We start from the raw sequence: 13,788 nt of genomic DNA, 5'->3' as shown, positions 1-13,788 counted from the left end.
GTTTTTTCTTCTATAAATTGCTTGTAGTTTACAGAAAACTAGCTAAAACTTCTTGATTTTGCATAACCAAGTAAATACCCAGCAGAATAATCAAAACAAAGAGACTCAGCTTTATCATCCCCTTGACAAAACGAACAATCCATAGAATAATCATGGAACCAATCAACCACATAATGGCTGAATGCTGGAAAAATCCTTGAACTGTCTCCACATTCTCGCCAAAGAAGGCCTGAATCGGAGCGGGAACATGAGTTTCCCAAGCTGCAGTCATGCCTAGCTGGTTAGCAATATCGCTGCCGCTTTTCCACAGCCAAGCAAAAATGCCTGAGTTAAAAAGAAAGAGAAAAACTTGCTCTGGGAAGCGTCTAATAATATTAAAAATCGATTTTAGCATACCTTTATGATTGATACAAGTCTTTTACAGCCTGGATATCTATCGGCTGAATGCTATAAAATGAGCCTGCCGACTGCATCACTGATTCCTCCTCATTATGGTCTAATCCGATAGCATGGCCCAATTCGTGAGCTGCTGTATTGACAATCCGCTCATGAGAGTAACCATAGCGTCTGTCCAGCAAGTAGTAACTATTAAGACGAACAGTCACATGAGTAAATCGTTTGGTGAGGAGATTGGTCTGCGACTCAGCCTCACCAGCTGCACTGACATTGCCGTCATTCATCTCCGTCGCAACAATATCCGCCTTGTCTTTGTCATTGATGATTTGAAAGGTGAAGGCACCTGTCTGATTCCAAGAATCAATGGCCTCCTGATAGGCTGAACGGAAGGTTTCATTATTTGTATCGATATAAATTGTGGCGCTTGGCTGATCCCAACGAGCCCCTGTTGTTGCATGCTCATCTGTCAGCTGATGGGACTGAATTTCCTCACTAGTCTGAAGACCAGTGGAAAGTCCTTGATGCGTTAAGAATTGATCCACTTGAGTAACAGTAGTTCGAAGAGCCTGCGATAATCCCTCTGCCCCCGTCTCTGTCGAAGTAGTAAAATAAAATACACCTACAAGAACAAGGAAACTGAGTGCCACAGACCAAATAAGCCCCCAGATGAGCCGCCAAAAAAAGCGAACTATAAATCTAATAGAATTGAAAATAAACTTCACGGTAGGCTCCTTTCTCATAGAATGCACGAGAGATTTAGTCTAGCATCTTTCGCTTAAATAAAACTGAATATGCATAAAGAGCAAGTATCGCAATAAATGACTCGGATGCAAACTCCCACTTGAAAATACCAAAAAAGAAGCTGAGAAACTCAGCCTCTTTTTAAATAAATTACAATTCAATATCACCGAAAAGATCAGCCATTGAGAATCCAGTTTGAGTTTCTGGAAGCTCGAAGTCACGTTTTTCTTGACGACGTGGACGACGCGGACGAGATTGACGTTTTTCTTCTTTTTGGCCTTCTTCTTGAGCTGGACGCTCTTCAAGAGCCTTGATAGAAAGTGATACACGCTCAGCAGCAGCATTCACTTCAAGAACTTTAACAGTTACTTCTTGACCAACTTTAAGAGCATCTTTTGGATTTTCAACACGTTTGTGTGAAATTTGTGAGATGTGAACAAGTCCGTCGATACCTGGCAATACTTCAACGAAAGCACCGAAGTCAGTCAAACGTTTTACTGTACCTTCAACTACATCGCCAGCAGCAAGTTTTTGTTCAACACCATCCCATGGTCCAGGAGTTGTAGCTTTAAGTGAAAGTGACACGCGGCCTTCTTCTTCGTTCAAATCAAGAACTTTCACTTCGATTTCGTCACCAACTGAAACAACAGATTTTGGTGAAACGTTGCGCTCATGAGAAAGTTCAGTTAAGTGAACCAAACCATCAACACCACCAAGGTCAATGAAAGCACCGAAGCTTGTGATGCGAGCAACTTTACCAGTCACAACATCACCAACATTCAATTTACCAAATACTTCTGCACGCGCTGCTGCAGCTTCTGCTTCTACAACTTCACGACGTGAAAGGATGAAGCGGTTTTCTTTTGGATCTACTTCTTTGATCTTAGCATCAAATTCTTGACCTACAAAACGTTCAGTGTTGCGAACGAAACGAGTATCGAGCATTGAAGCTGGAATAAATCCACGAAGTCCTTCAAATTCAACAGAAAGTCCACCTTTAACAGCACGAGTGCCCTTAACAGTAACAACTTCTTCTTCACGACCAACCAATTTGTCCCATGCTTTGCGAGCTTCTAAACGTTTTTTAGATACTAGGTAAGTAACTGTATCTGTATCTTTACCTACTACTTGACGAAGAACAAGCAATTCAAGTGTGTCACCTGGTTTTACAAAGTCATTGATATCAGCATCACGATCATTTGTCAATTCACGCAGAGTCAAAACCCCTTCAACACCAGTACCAGCAATGGCAACATTAGCTTGGTTAGCATCCACTGTCAATACTTCAGCAGTAACGACATCACCTGGCTCGACTTGGCTAACACTGTTTAGCAAATCTTCAAATTCATTCATCTAAAAAAATCCTCCAACAATCAAGTATACTACTTGACATACTTATAATTATTTTCCTAAGCACCCGCAAACGACATTGATTTATCTTTACCGTTTTCCATCTTATAAAGAAATAAAATATCCGATGATATTTTATCCTTTATCTGATATATTACCTAAGAACTGGGGTAGCTGGATTCGAACCAACGCATGAGGGAGTCAAAGTCCCTTGCCTTACCGCTTGGCTATACCCCAATGATGAAATGGAGAGAGAGGGATTCGAACCCCCGAACCCGAAGGAGCGGATTTACAGTCCGCCGCGTTTAGCCTCTTCGCTATCTCTCCGACAATCAACGATATCAATTATATCATTAATCTAATAAAAGCGCAAGCCCTTATTTTCCTAAATTGTAGGTTTCAATCAAAGTTTCCACCGCTTTTTCAAGCTTTTTATATAAACTTTCAACATTTCCATTCTTGACAATAGCAAATTGGCCGTCAAACTCGGCAATCTCCCCAATAACCTTTTTCCCAATAGAAAGGGTGTAGCCATCAAATTGATCAGCGCCAAGCTTCACCTTACTATCCGCAATCTGAATCTCAATTTTTTTATCTTTTTTACTCATTCTTCTACCTCTTTCAAGTTTCTATTTTACACAAAAATAGCAAAGCTGGCAAGTGATTTCCTCAATAAAAAGAGCCTCAAAAGGCTCTTTAAGTTATTCATCTACTTTTACAATCCAACCTTCTGGGGCTTCCACATCACCAAATTGGATACCAGTCAGCTCATCGTAGAGTCTGCGGGTCACTGGGCCGACTTCTGTCTCGCTATAGAACACATGGAAATCATCGCCATGCTGGATACCTCCAATTGGTGAGATAACTGCTGCCGTACCACAAGCTCCTGCTTCGACAAAGCGATCTAAGTTGTCAATTGGAACGTCGCCTTCAATTGGCGTCAACCCTAAGCGGTGTTCTGCCAAGTAAAGCAGGGAATATTTGGTAATGGACGGCAGAATGGACGGGCTCAGCGGAGTCACAAATTCATTGTCCTTGGTGATTCCAAAGAAATTGGCTGATCCGACTTCTTCAATTTTGGTATGAGTTGACGGATCTAGGTAGATAACGTCAGAAAAGTTGCGAGACTTAGCCATCTTACCTGGTAGAAGACTAGCTGCGTAGTTACCACCTACCTTGGCCGCACCCGTACCATGTGGAGCTGCACGGTCATATTCATCTTGGATCAAGAAGTTGGTTGGAACCAAACCACCCTTGAAGTAGTTTCCAACTGGCATAGCAAAAATCGTAAAAATATACTCCTCTGCTGGCTTTACTCCGATTATATCCCCAACACCAATCAATAGGGGACGAAGGTAGAGAGTTCCCCCTGTTCCATATGGCGGTACATATTCTTCATTTGCGCGGACAACAGCCTTACACGCTTCCACAAACATTTCAGTTGAAACTTGTGGCATCAAGAGACGATCGCATGTGCGTTGCAGGCGTTTAGCATTCTCATCTGGACGGAAAAGCTGGACACTGCCGTCCTTAGTCCGATAGGCCTTTAGACCTTCAAAAGCCTGCTGACCATAGTGAAGACTTGGTGAAGACTCAGAAATATGCAGGGTCGCATCTTCTGTCAGCTGTCCTTCCTCCCACTGACCATTCCGATAATAAGCGATATAGCGATAGGGTAATTTCATATATGAAAAGCCAAGATTTTCCCAATCAAGATTTACTGTCATAGTCTTTTTCCTCTTTTCCTTATCTTTCAATTTATATATACTCCCTATTGTACACCTTTTTCTGAAAAATTCAATCATTATTTTCAATTTTCTGAAAATTTATTTTTTAAAAACCAGTTCATGTGAACTGGCTTGGTGATTACTTGATATAAGCTGAGAAGACTTCTTCGTCTGAAATGGTATCAGAAATGAAGCTGCCGTTGCTGGTGCGCTCAGACAGGCTAAGATCAGCTAGATTGATTTCATAGGCCGTTCCTTTATTAGAAAGTACCTGCAAAATCTGCTCCTCACTGGCTTCTGCTTCTGTTGTGAAGAGATCAAAGTCCACTGCTTCGCCAAAGACTGGTCCAGCTGCAAAGACACGATGTGGCTTGGTCTTAAGATCTCTCAGAACTTGAAGACCGCGATTTGCCCGACTAGTAACAGGAATGTCTGCGACTGCCATACGCTTGAGCGAACCACGCTGAGTCAGGATGTAAAGTGAGTCTGTGTTGGCGATAAAGGCCGCTACTAAGACATCGTCCTTCTTGAGGTTAATAGCTTTAACCCCTGCCGCCTTAGCTCCGATGACAGGAACTTCCTCAATATTGAAGCGAAGGGCATAGCCATTCTTGGTCACGAGCATTACATCATCCAACTTAATAGGCGCCAGAGCAATGACCTGATCTTCTTCATTTTTCAGCTTGGCAAACTTGAGCGACTTAGACTTGTAGGTCCGCCAAGGACTGAACTCCTTGCGCTCTACACGCTTGATTTGGCCCAGCTTGGTCGCTGCAAAGTAAGTGCCTTCCTCAAAGCTGTCCAGCAATTCTGTATAGATAACCTCTTCCTTGGTATCGAAGTTACTGATAGTCTGGCTGAGGTGTTCTCCGATTTCTTTCCAGCGGATATCTGATAGCTCATGAACAGGCCGGTAAATAACATTTCCAAGACTCGTAAAGATCAGCAAGTGCTGAGTCGTCTTGGCTGGACTTACGAAAATCAGTCGGTCATCATCACGCTTGCCTATCTCCTCTATGGTCGAAGCGGAGAAAGAACGCGGACTAGTCCGCTTGATGTATCCAGAACGAGTCACGCTGACATAGGTCTCTTCCTCCACAATCAGACTAGCTGTATCAATCTCAATGGCGTTTGCCGTATCCTGCAACTCACTGAGACGCGGATTGCCAAACTTCTTCTTGACATCGCGAAGTTCCCGTTTCATGAGGTTATACATGGTACGCTCATCGCCGATAATAGCTGCTAGCGTGGCAATCTTCTCGCGCAGCTCTGCTTCTTCCTCTTCCAGAACCACTACGTCTGTATTGGTCAAACGGTAGAGTTGGAGAGTGACGATAGCCTCAGCCTGCTCCTCAGTGAAATCATAGCTGACTTTAAGATTTTCCTTGGCGTCTGCTTTGTTTTCTGAAGCACGAATCAGGGCAATCACCTCGTCCAAGATGGAAATAACCCGAATCAGTCCTTCCACGATATGAAGTCGTTTTTCAGCCTTAGCCTTGTCAAAGCGGCTGCGAGCTAGAATAATCTCCTTGCGGTGGGCAATATAACTGGTCAAGATGGGTACAATTCCCACCAAACGAGGCGTGAAATTGTCAATCGCCACCATGTTGAAGTTGTAATTAACTTGCAAATCAGTGTACTTGAAGAGATAGTTGAGAATCAGCTCGGTATTGGCATCTTTCTTAAGCTCAATGGCAATACGAAGACCGTCACGATCCGATTCGTCCCGCACCTCCGCAATGCCAGCCACCTTATTATTGACCCGCACATCGTCGATCTTCTTGACCAAGACCGCTTTATTAATCTCGTAAGGAATCTCGGTGATGACGATTTGCTCTTTACCACCCTTCAGCTTTTCAATCTCAGTTCTAGAGCGTACCACGACGCGACCTTTACCAGTCTCATAGGCTTTCTTAATCTCATCACGGCCTTGGACAATAGCTCCTGTCGGGAAGTCAGGACCAGGCAGAAACTCCATGAGTTTGTCCACCTTGGCAGACGGATGGTCAATCATATAGATAACCGCGTCAATGACTTCGGCTAGATTATGAGGTGGAATATCCGTCGCATAACCAGCAGAAATCCCAGTTGCTCCATTGACCAAGAGGTTAGGAAAGGCTGCCGGCAGAACAGTCGGCTCCTTCTCAGTATCGTCAAAGTTCCAAGCAAAAGGAACAGTATCTTTCTCGATATCCTGCAAAAGATAGCCAGCCATCTCAGACAGCCGCGCCTCAGTATAACGCATAGCCGCCGGTGGATCACCGTCCATGGAACCATTGTTCCCGTGCATCTCAACAAGAATCTCGCGGTTTTTCCAGTCCTGAGACATGCGGACCATGGCATCGTAGATGGAGCTGTCACCGTGGGGGTGGAAATTCCCCATGATGTTCCCGACTGACTTGGCTGACTTGCGGTAGCCCTTGTCAAAGGTGTTGCCGTCCTTGTTCATGGAATAAAGAATACGGCGCTGAACAGGCTTCAAGCCATCGCGAATGTCCGGCAAGGCCCGCTCCTGAATGATGTATTTGGAGTAGCGACCAAAGCGCTCTCCCATGATGTCCTCAAGGGACATGTTTTGAATGTTAGACATAATAATTCTCTTTTTAGTGTTTTATTGTAAAGTAAATCTATATTTTATAAATTTAACTGTTTCTTTGTAGGTAGTGAGAAAAGAAGAGCAATCCTACTAATCCTAGAATGAATAAAAGATTAATTTTAATAACAAATAAGCTAAGTAGGGTATTAATTAGGCCGTGAAAAATGGCGCAATAAAGGATCGACTTAGTCTTTTTGAAAACAGCTGCTAGAAGAATACTGAGATAAATTGCAAATAGACTGAATAATATGAAAGGCATCCTACTTTGGGAACTTCCAATCACAAACCATAAAGGTACATGCCATATTGCCCAAATACAACCTGTTATCAAACCGGAAATCCAAAAGGAGAATCTAGTTTCCAAAGTTGGTTGCAAGATGCCTCGCCATCCCAATTCTTCTTCGCCACCATAAACACAGACTGCACTCAAAAAAACAACAAACAAATTTCCTAGTGGAAAAGCCGGATTAAGCTCCTTAGATGAGAAAGCAATGACACCTGTCTGCACGAAAATTAGTAAAAGAAATAACAAAATATATTTCTTTGAGTCCCCTAAGATAAAAGAGACTATGCTTTTAATGGATTTTTGAGGCAAACAAGAAATAGCTGCAATGGTTGGACCGAAACCTCCTAGTAAATGGAGAAAAACTCCTAGTGGACTTGTTAGACTTAAGAGGCTCATTTGCGTCAGAAAAGCGAGCAATCCCCAACCAAGCCCCCAAGAAATGAGAAAACTAATCAGTAAAAATTTAGCTATCTTATTATTTTGTAAATATTTCATTTGTTTCTAGTCTTTCCTTAGCATACTTAATCATCTTCTCAGCTACTTCTTTATCGTAGTCAAATCCCATCTTTTGGGCAAGGATTTGAGCCTCTTGGTGGAAAAGTTCCATGATAGCATATAAAGACTGAGTGATTTTATCTAAACTTGAGAAATCAAGCAGATTTGAGAATTCTTTCTCTTTCTCAGCAGGTAAATAGTTAAAGAGATATTTATAGTTCTTGCCAATATCAATCGTCCCCTTATCTGCTGCAACTCGCCAAGCCAAGACCTTCAAGAGTTCTTGTTGACAAATTCCGTAGAGATGATCCGTCGCATAGACAAGGTGATTTCGACGAATGCCCTTGACTACATAAGCTGAGACCCACCAAAATTCATTGCAGGATTTGTCAAAGTCAGTCGCACTGGCCGGTGCGGTCCAATAGCGCTTGGGTGTCGGTGCATAAGGAGCAAACAGCCCCTGCGGGTCATCCAGCACCGTGAAATCTGCTTCGCTATCCACCCATTCTTTGATGTACTCCTTGGAACAAAGGGTCAAATCTATCCGATTGCCATCTTCAAAGAGCATGAGAAAGAGGCGGCGATGGTCAAGTACGTTATGCTGCTCAATCATGCGCTTGCCAAACTGGTCCAACCAAGCAAGGTCAGCTGTCAGACCATCCAAATCTTCCACGATGTAGACCACATCATAGTCTTGGAACTCGTCCTTGGGGGCCTTTTGATTTGTCCGCGAGCCGGACATGGTGACAGCGTTGACTTGCAGCACTTTTGCGGTTTGCAAAATCACATCAAACATCTCGGTTTCAGTTCTCATGGGAATACCTGCCTTTTTAGTTGAACTCTTGATTCTGTAGAAGACATGTCTATAAAGGGGACTGGCTTATCTCACAACTCCTCAGCCTTATATAGACTATAGCCTTCATAGTAGTAACTATGGTCTACGCCCTTCATGTAGAGGTTGCGGTTATGAATGTCCTTTGTGAGGGCTTGCTTGAGGACGTGGTTGATTTCTGTATCTCGAATGGGGCTGCGCTCCATAGCTAGGAGGTAATCTTCCTTGTCCACTTGAGACCAGTCCACGACTTGCCCCAGTTCAGCCTTGAGTAGGTGGTCCAGCCAAAGCCGCATGCTTCTGCCATTCCCCTCACGGAAAGGGTGGGCGATATTTAGCTCCACATACTTTTCAACAATCTGATCAAAGGTCTGCTGAGGCATGCGGTCGATATTTTCCAAGGAAGCTGCCAAATACATGACAGGAGCAAAGCGAAAATTCCCTTTGGCGAGATTGACTGTCCGAATCTGGCCAGCGAAGTCATATAGTTCTTCAAACAAGAAGCCATGAATAAAGGCCAGAGTGGCATAGGAGCCAGCTGCTTTATCGTCCAGAAGCTGCTCTTCAAAAAGCTCTTTCGCTCGGGTCTTACTGATTTTTTCTTCCATCTTGGCTAGTTCAAGCGAATCTGTCAGCCCCAGTTTATTGTCAAGCGTCATTGGCTTGCTCCTCTCATTCAGATTTTCTAAATCCTGTACCAACAGGTTTAAAACCTACTGTCTGATAAAATCCATCTACTTCAGATATGAGTTCAATCCGTGTCAAAGGATGTTTTTGATGAATTTCAGCGATCAATCCCCGTCCCAATCCTTTTCCGCGATAGGATTTATCAATGATAATCTCAGCTAAAAAGGTCGTCATGACTTCATCTGTCAAGTAGCGGGCAAAACCAAGGATTTTCTGGTTCTCTTCAACTACCACGTAATGGGACAGATTTGTTGAAAATAGTGATGTCACTTTTTCCTCTGTAAAAGACATCCATTTTTCATTTTGATAAAGGGAATAAATAGCTTGAAAATCTTTTGTGCTTGCAGGTCTGATTATCATTTTCTAATCCTTTCAAATCCGATGCGACCACTAACAATTTTTCAACTCAAATTTAGTTATATTCTAGTTGCTCTCCGCCACTTCTTCTTTTACCTTCTTAGTTGGTTTGCGTTTTTTATAGCGGCTGCGGATGATGTTGAGGTGGTCGCGCAGGCTAGCAAAGTAGGCTTTGTCTGGGTAGGCATAGGCATTGATTGCCGTGAAATCAACCAGAAACTCGTACATTTCTGTCAATTCAAGACGCAAAGCCTTTGCTTGGCTAGGTGATTTCTCAGCTTGCTCAGCCAAGCGCTCCTTGTAGACCTTCTCAAATTTTGCTTGGGCAGCTTTTAGGCTTTCGATATATTCCGTCAAATTCAGCGCTTGTATGGAGGGTTGATAGTTGCTTTGTGCCAACTGTTTCAAGAGGTGGTTAATGCTTTCCGTTTCTTTTTCATAGCTGGTTGTGGTAATGCCTTTGCATTGTTTGAAAAGCGGGTTTAATTCTTCATAAGCAGTCTGGATAGCTGGAACTTTCACACGGGAAAAGGCTTTGACAAATGAGAGCAAAGTCACTAAAGCATCGTCACGCTCACGGTCTGCTTTCTCTAAGTTTTCTGTGAATTTTCCTGCACGAACGTTATGAAGACTTGCTTGGAATTGTTCCAACAAAGGCTCCATGACGGAAGCCTTGCTGATATAGACTAACTCGGTCTTATTCGCTTTCGTAAAAGCATTAACAGCCTCAAGGCTATCGCTAAGCAGTTGAAAGAAACTTTGTCCTTCCAATCTGGTCATATCTAAACTTGTAATCTTGTATTTCATTTTTTTCTCCTAAAATTTTATTAAATTGTGGGAGTGGGACAGAACTCATTCCTTTAAAGGAATAGTTCGTTGTCCCACCCCCCGCGATGCCTGTTAGGGTTGTGCGGAGCCTGAAAAGGCGAACGCAGAATCCTAACAGGCTACCGTGTCTCGCACTTATTACGAACATGGTTTCAATGTTCAAGATTTTTGTCCCAGCATCTTGGCAGTGTTTATGTCGGATTTCCCGATCTTCTCCCTGTCAGCTAGGCAGCTCATCGGAATTTCTGAAGAGACTTCTCAAATGATAGGGAGGTCGTCGGAAATTCCGACAAGCTCCCTGCCACTTAAAATAGATTGTCGGGTTTTCCGATGAGGGGGTGGGGTTTAAAAATCTTCTTACGCCACCTACTCAGTCTGTACCCCCCGAGTAACGCGACTGAAGTTCTTCTTCCAACCTACGTTCCAGACCTTGGTTGCGATAACTTTCGGCAACAATGATTTCGGGATTGGAAGTCACCCCCTCATCATCTGTAATTTGATAAGCAAAGCCGATAACCTTATCTTCGTATTCCATCAATAGACAAATCGAATTTGGATTTACAAGTATATTTTCTATTTTTCCTCTAGTAAAATCCGTCTGCTGTTCTGCCTGATAAAAAGCGAATAGTTTGTTGATGTCAGAATCAGAAGAAGTAGCAGGGCGGAGTTCTATTTCATTTTCTATCACTACTCTTAGCATTTTTTCATTACTTAGTACCTTATCTTTAAATTCTTCACCACCTGAAAAGTAGATCCGTTTTAACTGTTCATAATCTGGTTTCTTCTTTAACAGTTCTTCGTAAAATAAAGACCTAGTTTTCACTTCATCTTTTTGAATATATAGTTGAGTTATTGTACTTACCACTATTCCTGCAAAGAATAAAGTTGAGAGAAAAGCAAGAAATTTATTGCTTGTATTCCAACCAAAAATAAATGTCACAGCAGATATTATACCCAATATCTTAGAGAGTCCATCATCAATTTCCTTATATAAATATTTTGGTATTTTCAAGATAAAAACAATATAAATCCAAATTATTATTGAAGATAGAAGAATTCCTATACCAACAATAAGATTAACACGGTTTTGGTATTTGGAATCTAACAGCCACAGCAACCCATATATAACAGAAGGAATTAGAGAAGATGTAACTGTAAAATATTTTAATCTTTTTATTGAAAGTCTAGAAAATGATATTGATACAACTCCCAATGTAATTATAGAATTGATGAAACATAACATTAAAAACAATGCCCAAAAAAAGAAAATATAATCACTTAAAACCAGTAACTTTATTGGTGGTTCAAAACAAATAGCAGTTATAATAAATGCAGAAAGACTAAATAGTAGTAATAAACAAACCCAAATTTTTTTATGATTTATATTTTCTAATCTTATTTTCCAATCTTCCGAGTAATCAGTTATTTTTAATTTAGTTAAATTCTCTATATCCCTTTTATTTTGTTTGTATTTATCTTCAGTAATTCTTTCTATCTTCTTTCCCATTAAAACACCCCACTCTCCTCAAGCGTAAACTTGACGTTATCCTCAATCCACTTGCGGCGTGGTTCGACCTTGTCGCCCATGAGGACATTGACACGGCGTTCGGCACGGGCCAGGTCTTCGATGGTGACACGAATGAGGGTACGGGTATCGGGATTCATGGTCGTCTCCCAGAGCTGATCAGCGTTCATTTCACCGAGACCCTTGTAACGCTGAAGCATGGCTCCCTTGCCAAACTTACGGCGCAGGTCGTCCAGCTCGCCATCGGTCCAGGCATACTCGACGACTTCGCTCTTGCCCTTGCCCTTGGACATCTTGTAGAGAGGCGGCAGGGCAATATAGACACGGCCAGCCTCGACCAGCGGTCGCATATAGCGATAGAAAAAGGTCAGCAGCAAGGTCTGTATATGGGCACCGTCAGTGTCCGCATCAGTCATGATGATGATCTTGTCATAGTTGGCATCCTCAAGGGTGAAGTCTGTCCCAACACCCGCTCCAATCGTGTAAATCATGGTGTTGATTTCTTCGTTTTTGAGAATGTCAGCCATCTTAGCCTTGGCGGTATTGATAACCTTACCGCGCAGGGGCAGGATGGCTTGGAACTTACGGTCGCGGCCTTGCTTGGCAGAGCCACCGGCAGAGTCTCCCTCGACCAGATAGAGTTCGTTCTTGGCTGGGTTCTTAGACTGGGCCGGGGTCAGCTTCCCAGAGAGCAAGCCCTTGTCTTTTTTATTCTTCTTGCCGTTCCGGCTTTCGTCACGCGCCTTACGGGCTGCTTCCCTAGCATCTCTGGCCTTGATAGCCTTGCGGATAAGATTAGAAGCTAACTCGCCATTTTCCAAGAGGAAGAAAGTCAGCTTGTCAGAGACGATAGAGTCCACGGCCGGACGAGCCAAAGGGCTGCCCAGCTTGTCCTTGGTCTGGCCTTCAAACTGTAAATGTTCCTCAGGGACCAGGATGGACAAAACAGCAGCCAGCCCTTCGCGGTAGTCCGAGCCTTCCAGATTCTTGTCCTTTTCCTTGAGCAGACCGGTCTTTCTGGCATAGTCGTTCATAGCCTTGGTGATAGCCGTCTTGAGTCCCGTCTCGTGCGTACCGCCGTCCTTGGTGCGGACGTTATTGACAAAGGACAGGATATTATCGGCGTAGCCGTCGTTGTACTGGAGGGCCACCTGAACTTGGAAGCCGCTCTCCTCGCCCTCGAAATAGAGGACGGGAGTCAGGGTTTCCTTGTCTTCATTGAGATAGCTGACAAAGTCTTCAACCCCATTCTCATAGTGGAACTCTACTTCTTCGCCAGTCCGCGCATCAGTCAGCGACAGGCGGACATTCTTGAGCAAGAAAGCTGATTCCTTGAGCCGCTCCGCAATAGTATTGTACTTGAAGTCCGTCGTTGAAAAAATCGTATCGTCCGGCATGAAGGTCACTTTGGTCCCAGATTTGGACTTAGGTGCAGTGCCGATTTTCTTGAGCGTAGTGACTGGTTTTCCGCCATTTTCAAAGCGCTGCTTATAAACAGTCCCATCCCGCGTGATTTCCACTTCCAGCCAGCTGGATAGGGCATTGACAACAGAGGAGCCTACTCCGTGGAGTCCACCCGAGGTCTTATAACCACCTTGGCCGAACTTACCGCCGGCGTGGAGAACGGTGAAGATGACTTCAACCGTAGGAATACCCATAGCGTGCTTGCCGACAGGCATCCCGCGTCCGTGGTCTGCGACGGTCAAACTGCCGTCCTTGTTGATCGTCACATCGATCCGGTCACCGAAGCCTGATAGGGCTTCATCGACAGCATTGTCCACAATCTCCCAGACCAGATGGTGGAGTCCTGCTCCGTCGGTTGAACCGATATACATCCCAGGACGTTTGCGGACTGCATCCAACCCTTCTAATACCTGAATGGCATCGTCGTTATAATTGTTAATATTGATTTCCTTTTTTGCCACAAGAACCTCCTAATGATTCATCTTTTCTATCTTACAAGTTTTT

Annotated in this window: 13 protein-coding genes and 2 tRNA genes; all 15 read right to left on the bottom strand. The window is 43.5% G+C overall.

Annotation, left to right across the window (positions count from 1 at the left end; genetic code table 11):
* Positions 1-28 precede the first annotated feature (28 nt).
* The 15 genes from O3644_RS03990 to parE all read right to left on the bottom strand — a co-directional run bounded on the left by O3644_RS03990 (position 29) and on the right by parE (position 13,745).
* Positions 29-394 (bottom strand): hypothetical protein, encoded by a 366-nt coding sequence (locus O3644_RS03990; RefSeq protein WP_371595120.1) that lies wholly within the window; start codon positions 392-394, stop codon positions 29-31.
* A gap of 4 nt (positions 395-398) precedes the next feature.
* Positions 399-1,136 carry a matrixin family metalloprotease gene (locus tag O3644_RS03985; RefSeq protein ID WP_371595119.1) on the bottom strand — a complete coding sequence of 246 codons (738 nt, stop codon included), beginning with the start codon at positions 1,134-1,136 and terminating at the stop codon, positions 399-401.
* Between the two features lie 151 nt (positions 1,137-1,287).
* A complete protein-coding gene (gene rpsA, locus O3644_RS03980) occupies positions 1,288-2,490 on the bottom strand; it encodes a 30S ribosomal protein S1 (protein WP_015604624.1) in 1,203 nt (400 codons plus the stop codon).
* A gap of 162 nt (positions 2,491-2,652) precedes the next feature.
* Positions 2,653-2,724: transfer RNA gene (locus tag O3644_RS03975), tRNA-Gln, on the bottom strand.
* A gap of 9 nt (positions 2,725-2,733) precedes the next feature.
* Positions 2,734-2,814: transfer RNA gene (locus tag O3644_RS03970), tRNA-Tyr, on the bottom strand.
* A gap of 50 nt (positions 2,815-2,864) precedes the next feature.
* Positions 2,865-3,095, bottom strand: a complete 231-nt coding sequence (locus O3644_RS03965; RefSeq protein ID WP_015604623.1) for a DUF2969 domain-containing protein — start codon at positions 3,093-3,095, stop codon at positions 2,865-2,867.
* Between the two features lie 93 nt (positions 3,096-3,188).
* A complete protein-coding gene (locus O3644_RS03960) occupies positions 3,189-4,292 on the bottom strand; it encodes a branched-chain amino acid aminotransferase (protein WP_371595118.1) in 1,104 nt (367 codons plus the stop codon).
* A 61-nt stretch (positions 4,293-4,353) separates the two neighbouring features.
* Complete coding sequence (parC, locus tag O3644_RS03955; protein ID WP_371595117.1) at positions 4,354-6,804, bottom strand: DNA topoisomerase IV subunit A; 2,451 nt, start codon at positions 6,802-6,804, stop codon at positions 4,354-4,356.
* A gap of 52 nt (positions 6,805-6,856) precedes the next feature.
* Positions 6,857-7,591 carry a lysostaphin resistance A-like protein gene (locus O3644_RS03950; RefSeq protein WP_371595116.1) on the bottom strand — a complete coding sequence of 245 codons (735 nt, stop codon included), beginning with the start codon at positions 7,589-7,591 and terminating at the stop codon, positions 6,857-6,859.
* A complete protein-coding gene (locus tag O3644_RS03945; RefSeq protein WP_371595115.1) occupies positions 7,572-8,405 on the bottom strand; it encodes an aminoglycoside 6-adenylyltransferase in 834 nt (277 codons plus the stop codon). Before O3644_RS03945 ends, O3644_RS03950 begins: the two co-directional genes overlap by 20 nt.
* A gap of 71 nt (positions 8,406-8,476) precedes the next feature.
* Positions 8,477-9,082 carry a protein adenylyltransferase Fic gene (gene fic, locus O3644_RS03940; RefSeq protein WP_371595114.1) on the bottom strand — a complete coding sequence of 202 codons (606 nt, stop codon included), beginning with the start codon at positions 9,080-9,082 and terminating at the stop codon, positions 8,477-8,479.
* A 13-nt stretch (positions 9,083-9,095) separates the two neighbouring features.
* On the bottom strand, positions 9,096-9,470 hold the full coding sequence (locus O3644_RS03935) for a GNAT family N-acetyltransferase (protein WP_371595113.1): 375 nt from the start codon (positions 9,468-9,470) through the stop codon (positions 9,096-9,098).
* Positions 9,471-9,533: 63 nt separating this feature from the next.
* Entirely contained in the window at positions 9,534-10,274 is a 741-nt protein-coding gene (locus tag O3644_RS03930; protein WP_371595112.1) for a DUF6261 family protein, read from the bottom strand.
* A gap of 391 nt (positions 10,275-10,665) precedes the next feature.
* Positions 10,666-11,802 (bottom strand): GNAT family N-acetyltransferase, encoded by a 1,137-nt coding sequence (locus tag O3644_RS03925; protein WP_371595111.1) that lies wholly within the window; start codon positions 11,800-11,802, stop codon positions 10,666-10,668.
* Complete coding sequence (gene parE, locus O3644_RS03920; protein WP_371595110.1) at positions 11,802-13,745, bottom strand: DNA topoisomerase IV subunit B; 1,944 nt, start codon at positions 13,743-13,745, stop codon at positions 11,802-11,804. Before parE ends, O3644_RS03925 begins: the two co-directional genes overlap by 1 nt.
* Between the last annotated feature and the right edge of the window lie 43 nt (positions 13,746-13,788).

Origin of the sequence: Streptococcus sp. 27098_8_113 (assembly GCF_041432545.1) — a bacterium.
Classification (GTDB): domain Bacteria; phylum Bacillota; class Bacilli; order Lactobacillales; family Streptococcaceae; genus Streptococcus.
Note: the sequence above shows the minus strand (reverse complement) of the source record. Positions and strands in the feature narration are given on the sequence as shown.